General features: G+C 62.8%; 25 protein-coding genes and 1 riboswitch. Of the genes, 14 read left to right on the top strand and 11 right to left on the bottom strand.

All coding sequences use genetic code 11. The features are described 5' to 3' along the window. Window positions 1-200 precede the first annotated feature (200 nt). The gene (locus ACZ5TB_RS12980) at window positions 201-1,064 is read left to right on the top strand and encodes a sulfotransferase family protein (RefSeq protein ID WP_464791523.1); all 864 of its coding nucleotides are present in this window, start codon (window positions 201-203) and stop codon (window positions 1,062-1,064) included. A gap of 266 nt (window positions 1,065-1,330) precedes the next feature. Continuing rightward, window positions 1,331-2,662, top strand: a complete 1,332-nt coding sequence (locus ACZ5TB_RS12985) for an FkbM family methyltransferase (protein ID WP_464791524.1) — start codon at window positions 1,331-1,333, stop codon at window positions 2,660-2,662. Between the two features lie 16 nt (window positions 2,663-2,678). Here ACZ5TB_RS12985 and ACZ5TB_RS12990 read toward each other — a convergent pair whose 3' ends face one another. After that, window positions 2,679-3,797, bottom strand: a complete 1,119-nt coding sequence (locus ACZ5TB_RS12990; protein ID WP_464791525.1) for an AI-2E family transporter — start codon at window positions 3,795-3,797, stop codon at window positions 2,679-2,681. A gap of 181 nt (window positions 3,798-3,978) precedes the next feature. On the opposite strand from ACZ5TB_RS12990, the gene ACZ5TB_RS12995 reads away from it, so the two are divergent. Further along, window positions 3,979-4,416, top strand: a complete 438-nt coding sequence (locus ACZ5TB_RS12995) for an acyl-CoA thioesterase (RefSeq protein WP_464778814.1) — start codon at window positions 3,979-3,981, stop codon at window positions 4,414-4,416. 227 nt (window positions 4,417-4,643) lie between these two features. On the opposite strand, the gene ACZ5TB_RS13000 is transcribed toward ACZ5TB_RS12995, so the two are convergent. Then, window positions 4,644-5,030, bottom strand: coding sequence for a DUF983 domain-containing protein (locus ACZ5TB_RS13000; RefSeq protein ID WP_464791526.1), 387 nt, complete (start codon window positions 5,028-5,030; stop codon window positions 4,644-4,646). 94 nt (window positions 5,031-5,124) lie between these two features. Between ACZ5TB_RS13000 and pabB the strand changes: the two genes are divergently transcribed. The 6 genes from pabB to ACZ5TB_RS13030 all read left to right on the top strand — a co-directional run bounded on the left by pabB (window position 5,125) and on the right by ACZ5TB_RS13030 (window position 10,645). Further along, window positions 5,125-6,306, top strand: a complete 1,182-nt coding sequence (pabB, locus tag ACZ5TB_RS13005) for an aminodeoxychorismate synthase component I (protein ID WP_464791527.1) — start codon at window positions 5,125-5,127, stop codon at window positions 6,304-6,306. A gap of 18 nt (window positions 6,307-6,324) precedes the next feature. Then, the gene (locus ACZ5TB_RS13010) at window positions 6,325-6,948 is read left to right on the top strand and encodes an aminotransferase class IV (protein WP_464791528.1); all 624 of its coding nucleotides are present in this window, start codon (window positions 6,325-6,327) and stop codon (window positions 6,946-6,948) included. 286 nt (window positions 6,949-7,234) lie between these two features. Further along, window positions 7,235-8,437 (top strand): pyridoxal phosphate-dependent aminotransferase, encoded by a 1,203-nt coding sequence (locus ACZ5TB_RS13015; protein ID WP_464791529.1) that lies wholly within the window; start codon window positions 7,235-7,237, stop codon window positions 8,435-8,437. 256 nt (window positions 8,438-8,693) lie between these two features. Further along, window positions 8,694-8,861 carry a hypothetical protein gene (locus ACZ5TB_RS13020; RefSeq protein WP_464791530.1) on the top strand — a complete coding sequence of 56 codons (168 nt, stop codon included), beginning with the start codon at window positions 8,694-8,696 and terminating at the stop codon, window positions 8,859-8,861. Further along, window positions 8,848-9,519: a peptide-methionine (S)-S-oxide reductase MsrA gene (gene msrA, locus ACZ5TB_RS13025; protein WP_464791531.1), complete on the top strand. Its 672-nt coding sequence runs from the start codon at window positions 8,848-8,850 to the stop codon at window positions 9,517-9,519. Before ACZ5TB_RS13020 ends, msrA begins: the two co-directional genes overlap by 14 nt. A 13-nt stretch (window positions 9,520-9,532) precedes the next feature. Further along, on the top strand, window positions 9,533-10,645 hold the full coding sequence (locus ACZ5TB_RS13030) for a zinc-binding dehydrogenase (protein WP_464791532.1): 1,113 nt from the start codon (window positions 9,533-9,535) through the stop codon (window positions 10,643-10,645). Between the two features lie 17 nt (window positions 10,646-10,662). On the opposite strand, the gene ACZ5TB_RS13035 is transcribed toward ACZ5TB_RS13030, so the two are convergent. The 3 genes from ACZ5TB_RS13035 to thrS all read right to left on the bottom strand — a co-directional run bounded on the left by ACZ5TB_RS13035 (window position 10,663) and on the right by thrS (window position 14,008). Continuing rightward, the gene (locus ACZ5TB_RS13035; protein ID WP_464791533.1) at window positions 10,663-11,061 is read right to left on the bottom strand and encodes a protein tyrosine phosphatase family protein; all 399 of its coding nucleotides are present in this window, start codon (window positions 11,059-11,061) and stop codon (window positions 10,663-10,665) included. A gap of 117 nt (window positions 11,062-11,178) precedes the next feature. After that, a riboswitch (ZMP/ZTP riboswitch) is annotated at window positions 11,179-11,260 on the bottom strand. Window positions 11,261-11,366: 106 nt separating this feature from the next. Next, on the bottom strand, window positions 11,367-11,900 hold the full coding sequence (gene infC, locus ACZ5TB_RS13040; RefSeq protein WP_037464624.1) for a translation initiation factor IF-3: 534 nt from the start codon (window positions 11,898-11,900) through the stop codon (window positions 11,367-11,369). A 125-nt stretch (window positions 11,901-12,025) separates the two neighbouring features. Continuing rightward, entirely contained in the window at window positions 12,026-14,008 is a 1,983-nt protein-coding gene (gene thrS / locus ACZ5TB_RS13045) for a threonine--tRNA ligase (protein ID WP_464792564.1), read from the bottom strand. A gap of 162 nt (window positions 14,009-14,170) precedes the next feature. Between thrS and ACZ5TB_RS13050 the strand changes: the two genes are divergently transcribed. The 3 genes from ACZ5TB_RS13050 (at window position 14,171) to ACZ5TB_RS13060 (ending at window position 16,854) form a co-directional block, all read left to right on the top strand. After that, window positions 14,171-14,608, top strand: a complete 438-nt coding sequence (locus ACZ5TB_RS13050; RefSeq protein ID WP_464791534.1) for an ExbD/TolR family protein — start codon at window positions 14,171-14,173, stop codon at window positions 14,606-14,608. An 81-nt stretch (window positions 14,609-14,689) separates the two neighbouring features. Next, window positions 14,690-15,775, top strand: coding sequence for a YjgN family protein (locus tag ACZ5TB_RS13055; protein WP_464778824.1), 1,086 nt, complete (start codon window positions 14,690-14,692; stop codon window positions 15,773-15,775). Window positions 15,776-15,834: 59 nt separating this feature from the next. After that, window positions 15,835-16,854 carry a M48 family metallopeptidase gene (locus ACZ5TB_RS13060; RefSeq protein ID WP_464791535.1) on the top strand — a complete coding sequence of 340 codons (1,020 nt, stop codon included), beginning with the start codon at window positions 15,835-15,837 and terminating at the stop codon, window positions 16,852-16,854. On the opposite strand, the gene ACZ5TB_RS13065 is transcribed toward ACZ5TB_RS13060, so the two are convergent. The 6 genes from ACZ5TB_RS13065 to ACZ5TB_RS13090 all read right to left on the bottom strand — a co-directional run bounded on the left by ACZ5TB_RS13065 (window position 16,855) and on the right by ACZ5TB_RS13090 (window position 22,077). Then, window positions 16,855-17,220, bottom strand: a complete 366-nt coding sequence (locus tag ACZ5TB_RS13065; RefSeq protein ID WP_464791536.1) for a DsrE family protein — start codon at window positions 17,218-17,220, stop codon at window positions 16,855-16,857. It lies immediately after the preceding gene. Continuing rightward, window positions 17,208-17,975, bottom strand: a complete 768-nt coding sequence (locus ACZ5TB_RS13070) for a HesA/MoeB/ThiF family protein (protein WP_464791537.1) — start codon at window positions 17,973-17,975, stop codon at window positions 17,208-17,210. The genes ACZ5TB_RS13065 and ACZ5TB_RS13070 overlap by 13 nt, the downstream gene beginning before the upstream one ends. Then, window positions 17,972-18,436, bottom strand: a complete 465-nt coding sequence (gene dut, locus ACZ5TB_RS13075; RefSeq protein ID WP_464791538.1) for a dUTP diphosphatase — start codon at window positions 18,434-18,436, stop codon at window positions 17,972-17,974. Before dut ends, ACZ5TB_RS13070 begins: the two co-directional genes overlap by 4 nt. After that, window positions 18,411-19,658: a bifunctional phosphopantothenoylcysteine decarboxylase/phosphopantothenate--cysteine ligase CoaBC gene (gene coaBC, locus ACZ5TB_RS13080; RefSeq protein WP_464791539.1), complete on the bottom strand. Its 1,248-nt coding sequence runs from the start codon at window positions 19,656-19,658 to the stop codon at window positions 18,411-18,413. Before coaBC ends, dut begins: the two co-directional genes overlap by 26 nt. Further along, a complete protein-coding gene (gene ubiB, locus ACZ5TB_RS13085) occupies window positions 19,655-21,196 on the bottom strand; it encodes a 2-polyprenylphenol 6-hydroxylase (protein WP_464791540.1) in 1,542 nt (513 codons plus the stop codon). Before ubiB ends, coaBC begins: the two co-directional genes overlap by 4 nt. A 149-nt stretch (window positions 21,197-21,345) precedes the next feature. Continuing rightward, on the bottom strand, window positions 21,346-22,077 hold the full coding sequence (locus ACZ5TB_RS13090) for a class I SAM-dependent methyltransferase (protein WP_464791541.1): 732 nt from the start codon (window positions 22,075-22,077) through the stop codon (window positions 21,346-21,348). Window positions 22,078-22,196: 119 nt separating this feature from the next. Between ACZ5TB_RS13090 and mutM the strand changes: the two genes are divergently transcribed. Together mutM and rpsT are read left to right on the top strand one after the other, a co-directional pair. After that, entirely contained in the window at window positions 22,197-23,009 is an 813-nt protein-coding gene (gene mutM, locus ACZ5TB_RS13095; protein WP_464791542.1) for a bifunctional DNA-formamidopyrimidine glycosylase/DNA-(apurinic or apyrimidinic site) lyase, read from the top strand. Window positions 23,010-23,126: 117 nt separating this feature from the next. Beyond that, a complete protein-coding gene (rpsT, locus tag ACZ5TB_RS13100; protein ID WP_196225209.1) occupies window positions 23,127-23,390 on the top strand; it encodes a 30S ribosomal protein S20 in 264 nt (87 codons plus the stop codon). Window positions 23,391-23,824 lie beyond the last annotated feature (434 nt).

Genomic DNA, 23,824 nt, shown 5'->3' on the forward strand with positions numbered 1-23,824 from the left:
CATAGGACAAAGCAGCCGGAAAAGGCCGCACCATTCCGCATCTATACTTGAGGCCAGCTGACCCCTGCGCTGCCCATACTTTCGGATGAGGAATGGGGATCGGGATTTGATTTCTGCTCAAAGGGATAGGGCCGCTACCCCTCTTCGGATCGTACCTATGCCCAACTGCCCGGCGCCCACATCCGCCCTATCTCAAGGACATGATTGATCGCCAGCCAAGCTTCGTCGTTATCGGCGCCATGAAGGGCGCGACCACATGGATCGCTCATCAACTCCGCAATCATCCGGGGCTGTGGCTCCCTGACGCCGAACCGCATTATTTCAGTTCGGAATATGATCGCGGCCCGGAATGGTACGCCTCCCTCTTCGATCCTGCTCCGCCCGGCCGCATCATCGGGGAAAAATCGGCCGACTATCTGGCGCATCCGCAAGCTCCGGAGCGTATGGGGGCCATGCTTCCCGACGCCCGGCTCATCGTTCAGCTGCGCGACCCGGTTCAGCGCGCCTATTCCGATTATTGCATGCTCTTCCGACGCGGACAGGTCGGCGGCGACCCGCGCAAATATCTGGAAAGCGCCCAGCCTGAACAGTCGCGATTCCTGTCGGGCGGGCTTTACGGCGCACATCTGCGCCGCTTCCTGCGCCATTATCCGCGCGATCAGATCCACGTGATCCTCTACGAATCGCTGCGCGAGCAGCCCGAACAGGTCATCGCGGACGTCTGCACCCATATCGGCGTGCCCGTGCATATCGCGCCGGAAGAGGTCGCCAGCCGGAAAAATGACAGCGCCAGCCCGATGTTGCCGCTGCCCCTGCGCCGTATGCTGCAACCGATGCGCCCGGTGCTCGACCCGCTACGCTCCAACCCCCATCTGGCAAAATTGCGCGCATCGCTGGCGGCGCCGATCCGCTACCCGCCCCTCACTGATGAATTGCAGCAGATGCTGCGCGATTTTTACTGCGAGGACCTGTTGATCCTGCAAGACATCCTCCAGATGGATTTGCGCCACTGGATTACCGGTGATCCTGCCTCGATCGACGCTCAAGCCATGGCCGCGAAGTGAGGCGCGCCGTCATTCTCCAGTAACGGCGGCGACTTATCTGACGCCGTATGGAGCATCGGCCCGACCCGCATGCATCTCCGCTAACTGCGGGACGGGCAACTGCGGGGGTACTCCAGAAAAGTCGGACACTGACGATCATGCATGACGTAAATTGCCGACCATAAGGGAAGTGAGGTGCGCTGATGCCGGGTTCCAGGGTGGTTCGACCTTGGCTGTTGAACCTCTATGTCCACCGATTGCCTCGCTTCCGCGGGAAGTGGCGGCTGTTGTCGCCTTTCGCCGGGGTGCTGGATGGCACGCCGATTCGGTCAAGCTATGGCAATGTCCGCCTCGCCTTCGACGTGCGTGACCGGACTCATGTGCTTGGGCTGACCGGGGAATATGGCGCGCGAGTCTCCGATGAGGTGGAATGCCTCAATCCCGGCGACTGCTTCATCGATGTCGGCGCCAATTGCGGCATCTTCACCCTGCTTGCGGCGGAGCGTGTGGGGCCGGACGGTCTGGTGGTCGCCTTCGAACCTTGCTTTTCCACCTTTGCAAAGCTCGTCAGGAACATCAGCCTGAACGCCTTCGGCAATGTCCTGCCCTTCAACATGGCCCTTGCGGCCCTGACCCGTCCCGACCTGCTCGACAATCGCGCGACAGGGCATTCCGGGCGCTTCTCCATCGCCAGCGAGCCTGTGGAGGATGGGGAACGGGTCATGACATTGTCGATCGGCGACTTTCCCGGCCTCCTCAAGCTGATCGGCGAGCGATCCATCACGGTGAAGATCGATGTGGAGGGATTTGAACATGCTGTCCTTCAGGGGCTGGCGCCGATCCTCGCCCTCCCGCAAACGCGGGCAGCGGTCGTCGAAATCGATCACCGGAACCTTCACCGCTATGGTGCTGATGCAGGCGAAGTCTTCACCCTGCTAGAGCGCCATGGCTTCACCCGCGTCGATCCTGACGGGGCAGGCGATCATTTCGACGCGGTTTTCCACCGCCGGACTGACACCGCAGTCCCCGTCGCGGCTTGTGTTAACGTCACGCCTTTTCGTCGGCGGCCTTCTCATGCCGCCCCCGTCTCGCTCTCGCCCGCCCGATCAACATCCCGCCTCGCGCGCGTCGCTGCGGCCCTGCTGGTGTTGGCAGGCGGCTGGTTCGCCATGGGCAAGGGCGTGTCGGTCGATCGTGGACAGGCGGAGGAATATTTCATCAAGGAAGCCTTACAGTCGCACAAAATCGCGGAAATGCGGAACGCGCTGCGCCGTTCGCCGCCCACGGTGTTCAATGTCGGCGAAGTCGGCTCCTTCGCCCGCATCGCGCTTCCCGTCCTGCCGCAGGGTTGGCGCATCACCGACGTCCAGCTTTTCCCTTCCGACAGCGGCCCTAGCCTTCAGATGACCATCACCAACGATGTCAGCCGCCCGGTATCCCTGTTCGCCGTCCGCGACGATCGGGTGGCGCCTGCCAAACCGGCCGTGCTCACCCGCGATGGCAAGACCGTTGCTTATTGGCAGGAGGGTGAACTGGCCTATGCCCTCATCAGCAAGAAGAAGCAGCCCGCCGAACTCGATCGCCTTGCCGAGGACATCGCCGACAACGTCTCCTCCTAGCGCGGTTAGCCAGCTCTCAGCGATCTGCCTCAGAGGACGGCGTCTCTTCCTGCGTCAACGGCCCTTCCAGCCCGTTGCCCGTCCGCATCCGCGTGACGATGTTCCACGTCGCGATGAACAGCGCGGCGATCACCGGCCCTATGACGATGCCGTTGAAGCCGAACATGTCGATGCCGCCCAGCGTCGTGATCAGCACCACATAATCGGGAATCCGCGTGTCCCGCCCGACCAGTATGGGCCGCAGCAGATTGTCGACCAGCCCGATGACGAACAGGCCGCAGACGATCAGGATGATCCCCTTGACCACCGCGCCCGTCGCCAGCAGGTAAATCGCCACCGGCACCCAGACGAGGCCCGTGCCCACTGCCGGGATCAGCGAAAAGCATCCCATCAGCACACCCCAGAGCAGCGCTCCGGTGATCCCCAGCGCCCAGAAAACGGTGCCGCCGATCATGCCCTGGACGATGGCTACGACCACGCTGCCCTTGATCGTGGCGCGGGTGACAACAACGAACTGCTGCATCAGTGCCCGGCGGTGGGTGGAACGCAGCGGCGCCGCGCGGTCCAGCCGCGCCGCCAGCGCCGGTCCATCCCGCAGCAGGAAGAAAGTAAGGTAGAGCGTCACACTGAGCGCGACGAAGAAGCTGAACGCGCTCTGTCCGATCTGGAATAGCTGTGCTGCGACCGACCGGAAGCTGTTGGCAATGCCCTGGCCCAGCATCTCGCGGACTGTCGCGAAATTGGTGATGCCAACGCGGCGGAGCAAGGCCGATGCCCAGTCCGGCAAGTTCGCCTGGAACTGGGCAAACATCCGAGCGATATTGATTTCGCCCGATTGCAGCTTGCCGTAGAAAAGCGTTGCCTCCTGCACCAGCGCGATGGCCAGGACGATCGCAGGCAGGATGACGACGGCCACGATCAGCAAGAGCGTCAGCCCCGCCGCGCTATTGGGGCGGCCCGGCATCTGCCGCAGCAGGTTCTGGTTGATGGGGCCAAACAATATGGCGGCGATCACGCCCCACAATATGGCCGCGAAAAACGGCTCGATCACCAGCGCAAAGGCCACCGAGACCAACAGGACGAAGCCCAGAAAGACGCCATCTTCAATGCGGACATTCTGTGGCTTGCCGGTCATGTTTGCGCTTTGGCAGAAATCGGGGGCAAAAGTCCATCTCCCGCGCGATGCCTGCGCTTTTGCACAGCGACCAAAACGCCGCTGTGTCAAAAAGGTCGCAGTTGCGCCAATTTTCCGTGAGTGATTGAATCCCCGCCCGCGAAGGGTAAGAGCTTCAGGGATAACCATCGGAAAGCACGACATGGCAAAACCCGAATCCTGGCGGCTGAGCCCGGAAGCCTACAGCTTCATCACCAGCATCGATACGCGCTTCCAGGATATCGACACGATGGGTCACATCAACAATGTGGCCATCTCGGGCATCTTCGAAACCGCTCGCATCCGCTTCCACCATCATCTCGGCCGCCATCCGCAGGAACAGGGCGTGCGCTGGCTCGTCGCCGCCGTTTCGCTCAACTTCGTCGAGGAATCGCACTTCCCCTATCCGTTTGAAGTGCATTGCGGCATCGGGCATATCGGCCGCACGAGCTGGACCGTCAGCTCCGCCGCCTTCCAGAAGGGCGTCTGCGTCGCCACCTGCGACACCACCGTCGTCACACACGGCGCGGAAGGTCGCCGCATCATCGACGCCAGCCTGCGCGAAGCCATGGAGAGCAACTTCCTCCGCCAGCCGACCTGAACCGCTAGCGTCACCCTCAGTTTAAATCGTCACCCCAGCGAAAGCTGGGATCTCGTGAGCCTGGCCCGCGCCGTCTCCCCGGACCACCGTCCCTCACCCTCGTTCGGGCGAAACCACGACCCTCACCTCCGTTCGCCCTGAGCTTGTCGAGCCGAAGGTCGGCGAAGCCAACGGCTTTCCTTTCTTGAAGAGAAGGTAAGGGGGAGTGATGAACGCGTGGAGCTAGATCAGCCCGCAAACCCATCCATCCGCCGCGCCCACTGAAAGGCGATCACCGCACCCTTCACCGGCTGGATCATAACCGCCGCCAGCACCACGGCTAGTCCGGGCCAAAGCGCTGCCTGCATCCCTAGTGGAATGGCAAACGCATGGTTCACCTCGATCATCAAGGGCACCAATATGTGCCCCAGCAGCAGGATCACGATATAGGCGGGGAAATCGTCCGCCCGCGACACGTCCCATGGCTGGCCGCACGCATCGCAGGCCGGACTGGGCTTCAGGAAGCCTGCGAACATCGCGCCCTCACCACAGGCGGGGCACCGGCCGCGCAGTCCTGAAGTCAAGGCCGGGCGAAGCGGACGCGCCACGGCATCTGCGGAAGGATGATTGCTCATGCGCCGTCCCTATGGCCACGCGGCGGGTCGTGCAACAAAGGTTTAAACGCCTGCCTCCCTTTCGCCCGGCCAAAAGGCTGTTAAGACGGCCCCCATGCGACTGCCGGGTTCTTCCGAAGCCTTTGTCCTGTTCGACGATGCGCGAGAGCGCAATCCCGCGCCTGCGCGCCTCTATCGCGACCCGGTGGAGATCATCTGCGCCGATTGTTTGGAGGATGTGCAGCCCGCCCTCGACCGCATCGCCGAAGCGGGCGAGATGGGCCTCCATGCCGCCGGTTACATGAGCTATGAGGCGGGGCTGATGCTGGAGGATCGCCTCCAGCCGATCGCTCTGCGCCATGGTGATCGTGCGCCCGCCATGCCGCTGCTATGGTTCGGCCTGTTCGAAGGGCATCGGCTGATCGACCCCGCGCTGATCCCGGACCTGCTGCCCGATCCCGCCACCGCCAGCATAGAAGCGCCGCAACCGCTGCTGGACGAGCAGGCCTATCGCGCTGCTTTCACTCAGGTGCAGGAATATATCCGGGCAGGCGACATCTATCAGGTCAATCTGACTTTCCCTTGCGCCGCGCGCTTCGATGGCGACCTCATGGCGCTTTATGCCGCGATCCGTCCCCGCCAGCGCGCGGGCTATGGCGGCATCATCCGCACCGGCGCGCACAATATCCTCTCCTTCTCGCCCGAACTCTTCTTCACCAATGTGCGCGGGCAACTGACCGCCCGTCCGATGAAGGGCACCGCCCTCCGCTCCACCGACCCGATGCGCGACGCGGCACTGGCGCGCGAACTGGAGGAGGACATCAAGCAGCGCGCCGAAAATCTGATGATCGTCGACCTGCTGCGTAACGACCTGTCACGCGTGTCGCGCGCGGGAACGGTGATCGTCCCCGACCTCTTCCATGTCGAAACCTATCCGACGGTGCACCAGATGGTATCGACCATCCGCGCGCGGCTGCTGCCGGGCCTGTCGCCTGTCGATATTTTGCGCGTTCTCTTCCCCTGCGGATCGATCACCGGCGCGCCAAAGGTGCGGGCGATGGAAATTATCGAAGCGGTGGAGGTACATCCGCGCGATATCTATACCGGCACCATGGGCTGGATCGATCCGAACGGAGACGCCGCCTTCAATGTTGCCATTCGCACGATTTGGGTTGAAGAAGGCAGCAGGGAGGGGCGCCTGGGATTGGGTTCGGCCATTGTCGCGGACTCGGATGCGGCATCCGAGTGGGCGGAATGCCTGGCCAAGGGGCGCTTCCTAACGACCGCAGGACAGTAGGGGGCTTGAATAGTTTCGATGTCATTGGCTGACGGACGGTTCGACCTGCTCGAAACCATGGCTTTCGATCCGGTCGACGGTATCAGGCTGCTCGAACTGCATCTCGAACGGTTGAAGGCGAGCGCTGCGGCACTCGACTTCAGCTTCGACCGCCATGAAGTCCGCAACGAACTGCAAGCCGCGACCTTCCGCCTGCGTGAACGCAGCCGCCTGCGCCTTCTCGTCTCGCGGCGCGGCTCGATCGCCATCGAAGTGCGCGAACATCGCACCTGGCCGCAGGCGATCATGCAGGTGGCGATCGTGCCCCGTCAAAGCTCCGCCGATGACCTCCGCCTCGCGCACAAGACGACCGACCGGGCCATCTATCGAGACGCACTGAAACGCGGCGGCACTTACGAAGTGCTGATGACCGATGAGGAAGGCTTCCTCACCGAAGGCTGCTTCTCCTCCATCTTCGTCGAACGCGGCGACAAGCTGGTAACGCCCCCCCTGTCGCGCGGCATCCTGCCCGGCGTCTTGCGCCGCAGCCTCATCGAAATGGGCGAAGCGGTCGAAGCCGACCTCAAACCCCGCGATCTCGCGCACGGCTTCTTCATCGGCAACGCCGCCCGGGGCATGGTCGCTGCGTCCCTCGTCAAATAATCCTCCCCATCGCAGATGGGGAGGGGGACCGCTCGCAAAGCGAGTGGTGGAGGGGAAATGCCCCACATCCCGTCATCCCAGCGACCCGAAGGGCGGCGAAGCCAACGCTGGGATCTCAGGCCAGCTCGCGCCAAGCCTCCCAAGATTCCAGCTTCCGCTGGAATGACGACTGTTGCGCAATGCAAGCCACCCCACCCCAACTGGCGGTTGCCCCCTGCGCGATAGCGCATTAAGGAGCCTCGCGTCCGCCCGCGCGGACTCACTATCCATCAGAAAGAGTGTCACGATGAGCCAGACTTCCGCTGCCCTCGGTCGCATCCAGCCCTCCGCCACCCTGGCGATGAGCGCGCGTGTGAATGCCCTCAAAGCCGAAGGCGTCGATGTCATTGGCCTCTCGGCGGGCGAACCCGATTTCGACACCCCCGACTTCGTCAAGGAAGCGGGCATTGCCGCGATCCGCAAGAACCTGACCCGCTACACCGATGTGGACGGCACCGCCGACCTCAAGGACGCGGTCGCTTTCAAGTTCAACCGCGACAATGGCCTGACCTACAAGCGCAGCCAGATCAGCGTGAACTCGGGCGGCAAGCACACCCTGTTCAACGCGCTGGTCGCGACCGTCGATGTGGGCGATGAAGTCATCATCCCGGCACCCTATTGGGTCAGCTATCCCGACATCGTGAACTTCGCGGGCGGCACCCCCGTCTTCGTCGAAGGTCCCGCGAGCCAGGGCTACAAGATCACCGCCGCCCAGCTTGACGCCGCGATCACGCCGCGTACCAAGTGGCTGATCCTGAACTCGCCTTCCAACCCCTCGGGCGCCGCCTATTCGGCGAGCGAGCTGAAGGATTTGGGCGAGGTTCTGCGCCGTCACCCCCACGTCCTCATCATGACCGACGACATGTATGAGCATGTCTGGTACGCGCCGACCCCCTTCGCGACCATCGCGCAGGTGTGCCCCGACCTTTACGATCGCACCCTGACGGTGAACGGCTGCTCCAAGGCTTTCTCGATGACCGGCTGGCGCATCGGTTTCGCCGGTGGCCCCGAATGGATCATCAAGGCGATGGGCAAGCTCCAGTCGCAGTCGACCTCCAACCCCTGCTCGATCAGCCAGGCGGCCGCCGTCGCCGCGCTGACCGGCGAGCAGGACTTCCTTGAAGAGCGCAACGCCGCCTTCAAGAAGCGCCGCGATATGGTCGTCTCGATGCTGAACGACGCGCCGGGCCTCGACTGCCCGACGCCCGAAGGCGCCTTCTACGTCTATCCCGACGCCAGCGGCCTGATGGGTAAGACCACGCCCAAGGGCCAGCTGATCGACACCGATGAAAAGCTGATCGGCTATTTCCTCGACGAAGCCCGCGTCGCTGCCGTCCACGGCGCGGCCTTCGGCCTCTCGCCCGCCTTCCGCATCAGCTATGCAACTTCGGAAGAGGTGCTGGCCAAGGCGTGCAAGCGCATCCAGGAAGCCTGCGCCGCCCTGAAGTGACCTGAATATCCTCCCCATCGAAAGATGGGGAGGGGGACCAGCGAAGCTGGTGGAGGGGAAAAGCGCGCAACATCGCCGTTCCCCTCATCCTCTGCAAAAAAAACGGACTCCCGTCCGGCACACCGTCTTGCAGCCAGAACAAGGCCGCCTATATCGCGTTTCAACTCGAAACTTAATAGGGGTCCCTGTTAACCGGGGGCTAAGCCGCTCACTGCTAACCCCGTCCTTCCGGGAAATGATAGAAAGGAAGAAGGCCGTGCTGGCATTCCTGAGATCCGACCTGTTCCTGCGCTTTCTCGGCGGGTTTGCGATCGGGTCCGCTGGCGTCTTCGCCCTCCATCTCGCCGATCCTCCGGCCCTGACGACCCCGGCCATGGCCGCGTCCGACAGCGCCCCCCAGGCGAATGCAAATGCGGCCCTTTAACGCCTTCCTCATCGCCCTCTCTGCGGCCGCCGCCGTCGCCTCTCCCCTGCGCGCCGAGCGTCCCGTCCTCGCACCAGCACCCGCGATAGATGCTCCAGCAACCCGAAAGCTCGAGACCGCAGTCTTCGCGGGCGGCTGCTTCTGGGGAGTCGAGGGCGTCTTTTCCCACATCAAGGGCGTGCGTCTCGTCACCTCCGGTTTCGCTGGCGGCCCTGCCAAACTCAAGGTCGATTATGAGCGCGTCAGCCAGGGCGGCACCGGTTTCGCCGAAGCCGTCCGCGTAATCTACGATCCCCGGCAGGTCAGCTACGCTACCTTGCTGCGGGTCTTCTTTTCAGTGATCGCCGACCCCACCACGCTCAATTATCAAGGCCCCGATCGCGGCACCCATTATCGCAGCGCGCTCTTCCCCCTTACTCCGGGGCAGGACAAGGCCGCCCGCGCCTATCTGACGCAATTGGACAAGGCAGGCCTATGGCGCGACCCGATCGTTACCAAGGTCGAGCGCTTCACTGGCTTCCAGGCCGCTGACGCCTATCATCAGGATTTCATGATCCGCAACCCGCGCCATCCCTATATCAGGCGTTGGGACGTGCCCAAGCTCGCCGCGTTCAAGGCGATGTACCCCAACCTCTACAGCGCCCGCCCCTCAGCCTGAAAAGGACATAGCCATGACCCCGACCCAAGGATTGAAGCTTCTATCGACCTTGGATGCGGATGGTCGGCTGACCGTGGAACTGGCGGAGGAGACGCTGCCGCCGCCTCGGGCGGACGAGGTGCTGGTCCGCGTAGAAGCGGCACCCATCAACCCGTCAGACCTTGCGCTCCTTTTCGCCTCCGCCGACCTTGAAAATGCTGATTACAGCGAAGGCCGCATCGTCGCCCCCATGCCCGACGCAGCCCGTCGCGCGCTGGCGGGCCGGGTGGGTCAGCCCATGGCGATCGGCAATGAAGGCGCCGGCACCGTCATCGACGCTGGCGAATCGCCAGAAGCGCAGGCCCTGCTCGGCAAGCGCGTCGCCCTGATCAGCGGCGGCATGTTCGCGCAATATCGCGTCGTGAACGCCCGCGCCTGCATGGTCTTGCCCGATGACGTGACGGCGGAGCAGGGCGCTTCCGCCTTCGTGAACCCCATGACGGCCCTTGGCTTTGTAGAAACCATGAAGCGGGAAGGGCACAAGGCCATCGTCCACACCGCCGCTGCCTCCAACCTGGGCCAGATGCTTGTGCGCATCGCTCAGGAAGACGGCGTTCCGCTGGTGAACATCGTGCGCAACGATGCGCAGGTGGCCATCCTCGAAGGGATCGGCGCGGACCATGTGCTCAACAGTTCGGCAGAGGACTTCCCCGCTCAGCTTGAAGCCGCCATCGCAGCCACCGGCGCGACCATTGCCTTCGACGCGATCGGCGGCGGCGATCTCGTCAGCCAGATACTGCATGCCATGGAACAGGTCGCGAGCAAGGACGCGCCCTACAGCCGCTATGGCTCCGACAGTCCCAAGCAAGCCTATATTTACGGCGCCCTCGACCTGTCCCCCACCATCCTGACGCGTAGCTTCGGTTTCGGCTGGTCCGTTGGGGGCTGGCTGCTCTTCCCCTTCCTGCAAAAGGCGGGACCGGAAACCATCGAACGGATGAAGCGGCGCGTGATGGACAATATCACGACGACCTTCGCCAGCCACTATAAGGGCCATATCTCTCTGTCCGAAGCGCTTAGCCGCGAAGCCGTGCTTACTTACAACGCCCGGCGCACCGGGGAGAAATATCTGATCGTCCCGAACTGAGTTGTTGCCGGGGGCACTCAATAATCCCGCCCGGCATAGCTGTGAGGCAATCCAGCGCTCGCGGCGTCGCCGATGAACTCTGCCCATACGCCGCCGGGCCGCCAGATCCGCTCCATTTCGTCGCGCGCTTTCGCCTCCTCCCAACCCAGCATGTCTCGCCGATATCGGTAGAAAAAGGCTGAAACCCGCAGATTGGCGATGCAGTGGATATGGATCGTCTTGGTGGAGAAAGCTTCCATCACGTTTTTAAACCGCTCGAAGTCATTCTCGGCAGGGTTGTCGAATGGGACGGGAATATGGATGTAGTTCATGCCCAGCGCACGGACGCTCATTTCTTCGTCAGGCAGCGCCTTCTCATGGCTATGCAGGCCAAGATTCACGATGTGCGTGACAGCGAGGTTTGCCAGAGCAGTCAATTGCTCCTCGCTCGGTTGACCGGAAGTCGTCAGCCGATCATCTATCCGCTGCCAGTTGAAAATGCCGCTGGGGTCGCTCTCTCTGTTATCTTGGGCAATGACACTGCTCCGCGTAGGAAGGGGTGCCCAGGCGAGCGGCGTATCAAGTTCGCGTTCCCCGGTGGTCATCCACCTCTTCTCGCCAGTCGCGCGAACGCCGACATAATGGGCTAAAGTCAGCGGTTCGTAAAGCTCTGCCCAAAACACATCGGGCGGAGTCTGACCCCAGACCCCGCCCGAAATGCATCTACCAAAACCGGCAAGCCTTATTTCGGCGCCAGCACCATCAGCATCTGGCGGCCTTCCATGCGCGGATAGGCTTCGACCTTCGCGATTTCGCCGACATTCTCAGCCACGCGCTGGAGCAACTGCATGCCGAGCTGCTGGTGGCTCAACTCGCGGCCACGGAAGCGCAGGGTGATCTTCACCTTGTCCCCGTCGCCGATGAAATCATGGACCTTCTTCATCTTCGTATCATAGTCATGATCGTCGATGTTCGGACGCATCTTGATCTCTTTGAGTTCCTGCGTCTTCTGGGTCTTGCGGGCGATATTCGCCTTTTTCTGGGCTTCGTATTTGAACTTGCCGATGTCCAGGAACTTGCAGACCGGCGGATCGGCCGTCGGCGACACTTCGACCAGGTCCAGCCCGATCTCGTACGCGCGTTCCATGGCCTCCTGCGTAAACATCACGCCCAGATTTTCGCCTTCGTCGTCGATCACGCGCACCTTGGGCACGGTGATGAACTCATTGTAACGGGGACCGGACTTAGGCGGCGGCGCCATCGGGCGGCGCATCATTGGGGGACGTATAGCGGCTTCTCCTATGGTTGTTCCAAAACGGCTCTGGCGGCCTTTAGCGCAAAGCCGAAAGGGGCGGCAAGTCCGCAGTTACGGATTCACCGGCCCCATGTGGCATCGCTGCCTCACCGCATATCGGGGGCGAGCGCCTCTTTTGCAAGACGCTGGATGACATCATCGACGGCAAGGACGCTTTGCCCTTCCTTACCCAACTCACGCAGCGCCACCGTGCCCTCGTCGGCCTCGCGACGGCCGACAACCAGCAAATTCGGCACTTTGGCAAGGCTATGTTCGCGCACCTTATAGTTGATCTTCTCGTTCCGAACATCGACTTCGGCCCGGATTCCGGCGGCGCGGAGCTTCTCCACCACCGCGTTCGCATAGTCATCCGCGTCCGAAACGATGGTTGCGACGACCGCCTGCACCGGCGCCAGCCAGAGCGGGAATTTGCCCGCATAATGTTCGATCAGGATGCCGATGAAGCGCTCATAGGAGCCGAAAATCGCCCGATGGAGCATCACCGGCCGATGCCGTTCGCCATCTTCACCGACATAGGACGCGTCGAGTCGCTCCGGCAGCACGCGGTCGGACTGGATCGTGCCCACCTGCCAGGTCCGCCCGATCGCATCGGTCAGATGCCATTCCAGCTTCGGCGCATAGAAGGCGCCTTCGCCCGGCAGCTCCTCCCAGCCATATTCGGGCGTGTTCAACCCCGCAGCGGCGACAGCGTTGCGCAGTTCCTCCTCGGCCTTGTCCCACATCTCCTCGGTGCCGAAGCGCTTCTCCGGGCGCAACGCCAGCTTGATCGAGTAAGTGAAGCCGAAATCCTTGTAGATCCGATCCGCCAGTTCGCAGAAAGCCTGCACTTCGGCGACGATCTGGTCCTCGCGGCAGAAGATATGCGCGTCATCCTGCGTGAACTGGCGCACCCGCATCAACCCGTGCAGCGCCCCATGCGGCTCGTTCCGGTGACAGCAGCCATTCTCATAGAAGCGCAGCGGCAAGTCGCGATAGCTTTTGATCCCCTGACGGAAGATCAGGACATGCGCCGGGCAGTTCATCGGCTTCAACGCCATCCAGTCGGCATCATCCGACACCAGCGGCCCTTCGTCAGCGACGTTCGGCACCTCGTCGGGAATCACGAACATATTCTCGCGATATTTGCCCCAATGGCCCGACTGCTCCCACTGGCGCGCGTCCATCACCTGCGGCGTCTTGACCTCGCGATAGCCCGCATCGTCAATGGCGCGGCGCATATAGGCTTCCAGTTCACGCCAGATCAGATAGCCCTTGGGGTGCCAGAAGACCGAGCCATGCGCTTCCTGTTGAAGGTGGAACAGGTCCATCTCCGCGCCCAGCTTGCGGTGGTCGCGCTTGCCCGCTTCCTCCAGCCGCGTCAGATGCTCGGCCAACTGCTTCTTGTTGAGCCAGCCGGTGCCGTAAATGCGGGACAGCATCGCATTCTTCTGATCGCCACGCCAATAAGCGCCCGATACCCGCGTCAGCTTGAACGCTGCCGGATCGAGCTTTCCCGTCGATGCCAGATGCGGCCCCCGGCACATGTCGAGCCACTCGCTACCAGACCAGTAAACCGTCAGTTCCTCGCCCTCGGGAAGCTCTGCCGCCCATTCCGCCTTGAACGTCTCGCCTTCCGCCTTCCAGCGCGCGATCAGGTCCTCGCGCGTCCACACCTCACGGCGCAGAGGCTTGTTGGCGGCGATCAGCTCCCGCATCTTCGCTTCGATCGCTGGCAGGTCCTCCTCGGTGAAGGGGCGATCCTTCGGCGCGAAATCATAGTAGAAGCCATCGTCGGTCGCCGGGCCAAAGGTAATCTGCGTTCCCGGAAACAACGCCTGCACAGCTTCTGCCAGCAGATGCGCAAAGTCGTGCCGTGCCAGTTCCAGCGCGTCGGCCTCATCCCTGCTCGTCACCAGCGCGAGTTGCGCGTCGCCTTCCAAAGGCCGCATGATATCGCGCAGCTCGCCATCCACACGCGCCGCGATTGCCGCCTTGGCCAGACCCGGCCCGATTGCCGCTGCAATATCTGCCGGAGTAGTGCCGGGCGCGACTTCACGCACGGAACCGTCGGGCAGGGTGATCTTGAGCATGGCGGACAAGGGACAGGTCTTTCTGTGATTGGATGGCAGCGCAAAATGCCGCGCTTTCCCCATAAATGGGCGGCCCCGTCTGTCAATAGAAGGGACCCTTGCCAAGGAACGCTGATACAGGCATGCTGAATGTGTTGATATATCATTCAACAGGAGGGGTTCATGGCTTCAAGCTTTGCGCAATCCAACACGTCTCAGCCCGAACAACCGATGGGCGAGATGAACACCACCCCATTGATCGACGTGATGCTGGTGCTGCTGATCATGTTCATCATCACGATACCGATCCAGACGCACAGTGTTGGCGTCGACCTTCCCCAAACGCCTGACACGGTGACGCAGCCGCCGATAAATCCCGTCAAGAACAGGCTGACGATCGATGGGGAGGGGGTGCTGCGCTGGAACGGGGCGGCAATCGATCGGCTCACTCTGCGTCAATATCTCGCCGCGTCCCTTGCGAAGCCTGTCGAACCGGAGTTGCAGTTCCAGCCCGCCGCTGACGCCCGCTATGTCGTGGTGGACGAAGTGCTCGCCGACATTCGCCGAGCGGGCGTCAAGAATATGGGCTTTGTTGGCAACGAGCGCTACGCCACCTTCTGACAGAAACCGCCCGCCAACATGATCCCCCTTGACCAGTCGCCCGGTGCATAGTCTTTTGCTGCCGGGGACTACGGGGGGATCATGGACCAGGAACGCTTTTACGGCGAGAGCTTCGCCTTTGAAGGAAGCTGGCGCGAATATGCGCCCATCGCTTTTACCAACCTGCTGCTGACGATCGTCACACTGGGCATCTATCGTTTCTGGGCGACGACGCGGACGCGGCGCTATCTCTGGGCGAATACGCGCTTCATCGACGATCGGCTCGAATGGACGGGCACCGGCAAGGAGTTGTTGCTGGGATTCCTGATGGTGCTGCTGCTCATGGGCGTGCCCTTCATGTTTCTTCAGTTCGGCGCGCAGGCGCTGGTCCTTCGGGGGCATGCAGGCCTCGCGGCCGTGCTCACCATGGCGGCGGCCTTCACTATCTTCTACTTAACGGGCGTCGCCCGCTTCCGCGCGCTGCGTTATCGGTTCAGCCGCACCTGGTGGCACGGCATCAGAGGTGGCGCCGACGACAGCGGCTTCGGTTTCGGCCTGCAATATATGTGGCGCACCATAGTGTCCTACATACCCTTGGGCCTCCTTATCCCATGGTCGATGGTTTCGCTCTGGAACCGGCGCATGAACGCTATGAGCTTCGGCTCGCATCCATTCGTTGCGGTCGGTCGCGCGAGGCCGCTCATGAAGAGGTTCCTGCTCTTCTATCTTGCTCCGCTGCTTTTCGTCCTGCTCGGCGTCGCGATGGCGGGCACTTTCGGAGGGGCCATTGGCGGCGTTTGGGTGACATCCAGCTTCCCGCCGCTGCTGCGCATCCTGTCGTTCATCGTCATCTTCGTGGGCGTCTATGCTTTGCTTGGCCTCATCGCGCTCGCTTATTATGCGGCCTTCCTGCGCGAAACGATCGGCAATCTGACCCTCGCGGGCCTGGAATTTTCCTTTGAGGCCAGTACGGACGATTGGCTTGCCTTGTTCTTCGGCGACATCGCACTGGTCGTCTGCACCCTCGGCATCGGGTCGATCTTCCTCCAATATCGCCACTGGAAATTCTTCATCACCCACATGAATGCGACCGGCGAAATCTATACCGACGAACTTACCCAGTCGCAGACGAAGACCAGCCGCCACGGCGAAGGCCTGCTCGACGCGCTCGACGTAGGTGCCTTCTGACCGGCCTGGCCGATTTCCGGCTCTGGCATTATGACGGCGTCACCGCGACCCGGCGGAGCGTGCTTCTCCGCCCGGTCGGGGACGGCTTCGTGCTGGAGGAGCCGGAAAGCGGATGGGCCGGTGCGCCAGCCATCTGGTCCGACCTGACCGTTATCGGCTCGGAAGGTGGGCGTTCTGCCTATGGGCACAGCGCCATTCCCGGATGGCGCATGGGTTTTTCAGGAGAGCCACCAGCGGGTCTGTCAGCGCATCTGCCCCAGGGCGAACGCTATGGCCGCTGGATCGACCGCTTCGGCTTCTGGCGCGCGGCGGGGGCGTTCACGCTCGTGGCGGGACTGGTTGTCTGGGGCGCACTCGAAGCGCCCGGCGCCATCGCCCCACTGATTCCGCAATCCTGGGAAAACCGGATGGGCGATACCATGGTCGGGGATTTCGGCGGCCGCTTCTGCCACACGCCCGCCGGGGATGCCGCGTTGCGGACGTTGGCGGAGAGGATCGACCCCCATCATGAAGCGCGCGAAATCACGCTTGCCAACATCCCGATCGTCAATGCGGTAACGCTGCCCGGCGGTCGTATCATCCTGTTCGACGGCCTCATTCAGCAGGCGGCCTCGCCCGACGAGGTCGTGGGCGTACTGGGTCATGAACTTGGCCATGTTCGTCACCGCGACACCTTGACCGGCCTTGTCCGCCAACTTGGCCTTAGCGCTGTGCTGGGCGGAGCGGGGGGCGGTGCAGGCAGCTACCTCAACGGTGTGCTTGCGCTCAGCTATGGGCGGGATGCGGAAGCGGCAGCCGACGGCGTCGCCATCGATCAGATGCGCGCCGCCAACATTTCCCCCGCCGCCACCGCGGCCTTCTTCGAAAAGCTCGGCGGCAAGGAGGCCGGTAGCGGAGAAAGGGCCATGACATGGCTCTCCTCGCACCCGCTCTCCGCCGATCGCCGCCGCCGTTTCGTCGATGCGGTCAAGCTGGGCTCTGCCTATCGCCCGGCCCTCGATCGCGGTTCATGGCAGGCGCTGCGCTCCTCCTGCGCGGCCGACCCCAAGGTTGCGAAATTCTGGGGAAAGCCCTTCTGATCAGGCGAAGAGCAGCCGCGCTTGATCCCCGGTCTGCTGAAGAAAGGCGATGGGGCCGCTGATGAAAACGCCTTCCGGCAATTCACTGGCGGCGACATCATGCAGCGCCATGCCGCTCTGGCAGGCCAGGATGCGGACATCCAGCGCCAGCGCCTCGGCGATCAATTGGCTGAGGGAAGGCAGGCCCGCCGCCAGATGCGCGGCATCTTCTGACGCTTGAGCGGTCTGCCGCAGCAGCGCCACCGCATCCAGTTGCAGGAAGATGCTCGCTGTTCCGCCTAACGCCGCCTGCGCGCTTGCCAGCACCAGCGCGCCGCGCAGCCGCTCTGCGTCAGCCGTGGCGACGATAATCCTCAGCTCGCGCATAGTTCGGTGGCGCACGCCCTGCAGCCGGGGTCCTTGGCGACGCTCACCGTGCGGAACCGCATGGAGAGCAGGTCAGCAAGCAGCAGCTTGCCCGCCATATCGACGCCGAAGGGCACCAGTGCGCGAATGACTTCCAGCGCGGCCAGGCTTCCCATCATGCCGGTAAGAGCGCCAATCACCCCTGTTTCGGCGCAGTTCCGCTCCGGCGCGTCCTGCGGGTCGCCGACGAGGCAGCGATAGCAGGGCTGATCGACTTCCCAGCCGCGATAGGTAGCGAGCTGCCCCTCGAACGGCCCGACCGCCGCCGACACGAGTGGAATGCGCAGCCGCTGCGCGCAGTCCGCCACCGCCAGCCGCGTCGCGAAGCTGTCGCACCCGTCCAGAACGACATCCGCGTCCCGCAGCATGAGCGCGGCATTATCCGCATCGATCCGCGCATTGATGGGGATCAGCTTCACATCGGGATTAAGCCGCGCCACCGCCGCCATCGCGCCCTCGGCCTTGGCGACACCGATGTCGCCGGTGCCGAACAGCACCTGCCGCTGCAAATTGGAAAGCGCGACATGATCATCGTCGATCACCCGGATCGTGCCGACGCCCGCCGCCGCGAGATAGAGGATCGCCGGGCTGCCAATCCCGCCCGCGCCAATCACGGCGACATCGGCCGACAGCAGCCGCGCCTGACCCGCGCCGCCAATCTCCTTGAGGACGATATGGCGCGCGTAGCGTTCCAGCTGCTCGTCGGAAAGGGTCATGAGCTACTCACTCCCGTCGATCCGAAACCACCCGAACCCCTGACCGTCTCGTCCAGTTCCTCGACCTCGGCAAAGCGCGCCACTTGCACAGGCGCAGCCACCAGCTGCGCGATGCGGTCACCGCGTGAAATGACGAAGGGTTCAGCGCCCAGGTTGATGAGGATGACCTTCAGTTCCCCGCGATAATCCGCATCGATCGTGCCCGGCGTATTGGGCAGGCTGATCCCATGCTTCAGCGCCAGCCCCGACCGTGGCCGCACCTGCACCTCATAGCCATCGGGAATCGCCATCGCAAAGCCCGTCGCCACGGCATGCCGCCCGCCCGGCACGATGATCACATCCTCGGCGGCCACCACGTCCATGCCCGCCGCATGTTCGGTCGCATAGGCGGGCACCGGCAGCCCCTCACCATGGGGCAGGCGCTTCAGGCGGATTTCAATCGGAGAGAGCGGCGAGGGCATGAGCAACCTTTTCCATGATTCGGGTGGCGACGGCGTCCTTGGGCAAATGCTCCCAACTTTCGATGCCGTTCGCCGTGACGATATGCACGCTGTTGCTGTCGCCGCCCATCACGTCACCTGACACATCATTGGCGATGATCCAGTCCGCACCCTTGCGCGCCAGCTTGGCCTCGGCATGTTCGGCAACCTTCTCGGTCTCGGCGGCAAAACCAATGAGCAGGGCAGGACGCCCCGCATGTTTGCCCAAGGTGCCCAGAATGTCAGGATTCTCCACCAGCGAGAGCGGCGCAGGCTTGCCTGACCCATCCTTCTTCAGCTTCTGTTCGCAAGCGTCAGCCGTGCGCCAGTCGGCAACCGCCGCCACCATGATCGCCGCATCGGCTGGCAGCGCACCCTCGACCGCCGCCAGCATCTCCCGCGCGGTTTCCACATCGAGGCGCTCCACGCCCGCAGGCGTCGCCAGATGTACCGGCCCGGCGACCAGCGTCACCCGCGCCCCCGCCCGCGCCGCCGCCGCCGCAATGGCAAAGCCCTGCTTGCCCGAAGAGCGATTGGCGATGTAACGCACCGGGTCGATCGGCTCATGCGTCGGTCCAGCGGTAACCAGGATATGCCGCCCCTTAAGCGGCAGTTCAGCCCCCTCAAAATCCGGCTGACCGGCAAGCGGGTCTTTCACAGCCGGATGTTCAAGTAGCCGCTCAATCTCCGCAACGATCGCTTCGGGTTCAGGCAAACGCCCCTTGCCGAACTCGCCACAAGCCATCTCGCCGCTATCGGGTTCCATCAGATGGACGCCATCGGCATGCAACCCCGCCAGGTTCCGCTGTGTCGCGGCATGATGCCACATGCGCACGTTCATCGCGGGCACCGCCAGCACCGGCTTGTCCGTCGCCAGCAGCAACGTCGTCGCCAGATCATCGGCAATGCCATTCGCCATCTTGGCGAGAATGTTCGCCGTCGCGGGCGCGACCACGACCAGATCAGCCTGTCGGCTCAGCTGGATATGCCCGATCTCCCGCTCTTCTTTCAGGTCGAACATGTCGCCATAGACATGGTCCTCGGTCAGTACGCCAAGCGACAGCGGCGTCACGAAATGGGTGGCGCTGTCGGTCAGCACCGCGCGCACAGCGATGCCACGCCTCTTCAACAGCCGCACCAGCTCCAGCGACTTATAAGCAGCGATGCCGCCGGCAACGATCAGGAGGACGCGACGCTGAGTCATAATTGCAGGTGTAGCAGGGCCGTAACGACCGCTCCAGTCACTGCGGCAAACCCCGCCACGGCCGCATAGCGCCACCCTCCGCCGATGCGGATCAGCCTCACCTCGGTCAGCGGCGGCGGCGGCGGCGCACCGCCCTTCTCGGGGAAGGCTTCCTCGATCCGGCGTACAAGGCCGGGCAGCCGCTGAAGCGTCCGCCAATTCTCGATCAGCGCATCCGCCGCCTTGGCTTCCGGCCCCAGTTCCGCGCGCAGCCATTCCTTCACATAGGGGCCGCTCGTCTCCCACAGGTTGATGTCGGGATCGAGCGCGGTCGCTACACCCTCCACCATCACCATGGTCTTCTGGAGCAGCAGCAAATGGGGCTGGGTCTGCATGTCGAAGTCGCGGGTGATGGCGAACAACCCGTCCAACATGCCCCCGACCGATAGTTCGCGCACCGGCTTGCCCCGCATCGGTTCGCCCACGGCGCGCAGGGCGGTCGCGAACTCCTCGACATTATGGTGGCCGGGCACATATTGCGCCTCGAAATGGATTTCGGCGACCCGCTTATAGTTGCCGGTGATCAGCCCGTAGAGAATCTCCGCCAGCCACATGCGCGCCCGCCGGTCGATCCGCCCCATGATGCCGAAATCGATCGCCACGATATCGCCATTGGCGGTGACGAACAGGTTCCCCTGATGCATGTCGGCATGGAAGAACCCCTCGGCGATCGCTTGCCGCAGGAAAGCGTTGACCAGCCGCGCGCCCAGCTCCTTCACATCATGACCGGCAGCGATCAGGGCGTCGCGATCGGAAATCTTGATCCCGTCGATCCACTCCATCGTCATGACCTTGCCTGTCGTGCGATCCCAATCGATCATGGGCACGCGATAGCCCGGCATCGCCTCCATCGCCTCGGCGAGTTCGGATGCGGACGCAGCTTCCCGGCGCAGGTCCAGTTCGCGCGCGGTCCAGCGCTTCATGTTGGCGATGACGAGACGCGGCCGCAATCGCGCGACCTCACCGCCCAGCATCTCCACATGAGCGGCTGCCCATTCATAGGTCTGGATGTCGCGGTTGAACTGGTCCGTGACGCCCGGCCGAATCACTTTCACCGCGACATCGCGGCCGTCCGTGGTAATGGCGCGATGCACCTGCGCGATCGACGCAGCACCCACCGGTGCTTCATCGAAGCTGGTATAGATGCTCTCCAGCGGACGTCCGAAACTCTGTTCGATCTGCGCGCGAATGGTGGCGAAAGGCACGGGCGGCAGTGCGTCCTGCAACCGCAAAAGGTCGTTCGCCGCCTCATCCCCAACCAGATCGGGGCGTGTTGCCAGCGTCTGCCCCAGCTTGATCGCTGCAGGCCCGATCGCCTGAAAGGCATCGGCATAGCGCGGTTGCTTGGGCACTCGCGCCCCCACCCGCGCCAACCGCACCAGCCGCTTTACGGGCGTAGGCGTCAACGGATCGCGCTCAATCCCCCGCAGCGCCCCATGTCGCGCCAGCGTCCGGCCCCATTTCAGCAGCCGCCAAATATGCGTAATGTGGGAGGGCATCTACCTAATCCCCTCCCCTTCAGGGGAGGGGTTGGGGGTGGGGGAACGCCCCAAGCGCTGTGCCAGGTGGACAGACCCCACCCTTCGAAGCAGGCACGTGACTACTTCGAACCCTCCCCTGAAGGGGAGGGGCTTTGAATGCGCCACCATCAAATCTTCCACCCCGAATGGATCGCCACCAACCCACCCAGGATCGGCTCGACCTTCGTCTGCACGAAACCAGCCTCCCGGATCATCCGCTCGAATTCCGGCATCGGCGGAAAGCGCCGGATCGATTCGATCAGATACCGATAGCTGTCCTCATCATCGGCGAGCAGCTTGCCAAGCTTCGGCACCAGCCGGTGCGAATAGACATCATACACATCGGAAAAGCCCGGCCATGTCGTCGTCGAAAATTCCAGGCAGAAGAAGCGCCCGCCAAATTTCAGCACGCGGTGCGCTTCCCGCAGCGCCTTATCGATATGCGTCACATTGCGGATACCAAAGGCGATCGTATAAGCGTCGAAGCTGCGGTCCTTGAACGTCAGTTCCTCCGCATTCTGCTCCGACCAGATCAGCCCTTCGAGACCCTTCTTCTTCGCCCGCTCGACGCCCACGGCCAGCATCTCCGGGTTGATGTCCGACACGGTGACGTGCGCGCCATGCTTGGCCATGCGAAAGGCGATGTCGCCAGTGCCCCCCGCCATGTCGAGGATCGCTTCATCCTTGCGCGGCTTCACGCGCCCGACAAACTGGTCCTTCCACAGCCGGTGCGCGCCGACGGACATGGCGTCGTTCATCAGGTCATATTTGGACGCGACGTTGGAAAAGACCGCGCGCACCATCCCCTGTTTTTCAGAGGCATCCACATCGCGATAGCCGAAAGAAGCAGTGTTGTTCATGGGTCAGCCTCCTAGAGCATTTGCATGTCCGGTGGAAACACCCCAGATCGGCGAAAATGTTCAGTGACTTGTCGGCATTATTCGGCCTGACGATCCGATCGCTATCCAAGAGAGATTTAATGCCTGAACTGCCCGAAGTCGAAACCACTGTCGCTGGCCTTCGGTCGGTTCTGGAGGGCGCGGTTCTGACCCGTGTCGAGGCACGCCGCGCGGATCTCCGCTTCCCCATTCCTGTCGATCTGCGGCAGCGGCTGACTGGCGCGACCGTCACATCGCTGTCCCGCCGCGCCAAATATGGGCTCATTGAAACCAATCGCGGCGACACGCTGATCTTCCATCTCGGCATGTCGGGACGTTGGCGAATCGATCCTGCCGAGATCGGGACGCATGACCATCTTCTGATCGAGACCGGAAACGGCCACCTGCTTTCCCTGAACGATCCACGGCGCTTCGGCTCGATCGACCTCGTGCGCACCGATGGCTTCCACGCCTACGGACCCTTTACCCGCATGGGGCCAGAGCCACTCGGGCCTGATTTTTCGGCTGACTATCTGGCGCAGGTGCTGAAAGGGAAGGCGACATCGATCAAGGCGGCGCTGCTCGATCAGCGAATCGTGGCGGGACTGGGTAACATCTATGTCTGCGAAGCGCTCAACATGGCGGGTATTTCTCCGACGCGCGAGGCGGGGCGGATCAGTCGGGCGCGGCTCGGGCTGCTGGCCGACGCGATTCGGGAAGTGCTGACAGCCGCGATTGCGGCCGGAGGCTCGACCCTGCGCGATTATGCCCGGCCCGATGGGGAGCTTGGCTATTTCTCCAAACAGTGGCGCGTCTATGGCCGGGAAGGCGAAAGCTGCGCCTGTGGCGGCGTGATCCGGCGTCGCGTGGACGGCGGGCGATCGACCTTCTACTGCCCGAAATGCCAGAAATAGCACGCGCCTTCCCGTTGACGCTTGGGCTTATCCCCTGTAAGGGGCGCACCTTCACGGGGGACGGCTGGCGATTCCGGCTGACCCTTTCACGAGATTTGACGAGACCGAGGACTTTAAATGGCCAATACGCCGCAAGCCAAGAAGCGCATCCGCCGCAACGCACGCCGCGCCGAAATCAACGGCGCCCGCATCAGCCGGATCCGTACCCTGGTGAAGAAGGTCGAAGCCGCTCTCGCCGCTGGCGACAAGTCGGCTGCGGCCACGGCGCTTCAGTCGGTCCAGCCTGAACTGGCCCGTGGCGTCGCACGCGGCGTGCTGCACAAGAATACTGCGGCTCGCAAGTTCGGCCGTCTCACGAAGCGGGTCAGCGCGCTCGCCTGAGCCGCTCCACTCGATCGTCACGTAAAAGTCGAAAAACCCGTCCCGCTCTGGGGCGGGTTTTTTCATGATTCCGTCACGTAGCCGTAACGGACATCCGCAGATTCCCGCGATTCCCTCACGATTCGAGCAAAAGGGCACAGAGGTGTATATTTGCTAAGTATCTGAAATTACTTGATATTCTGTTCATTTCGCCATTTTCCCCGGTTTTCCGCGTCAACGTCTTTATTTCATATTTTTGAAGGGCCTCGCCCTTGATCAGGCGAAGATTGCCTGTCTATTTTCAGTTCTCTGATCGCCACTCGAATCGATTCCGGTGATCGTCATTAGGTTGTTTTTGCGCAGACTTGTTGGGGAAGCTCCCGCTTTTCCAAACGGATTTTTGCGTCTGATGGTCCCTGCCCGGCAGGGGCACAGTTGATGGGGGTCGACTGTTT

It is taken from the genome of Sphingobium sp. TomTYG74, assembly GCF_055393875.1.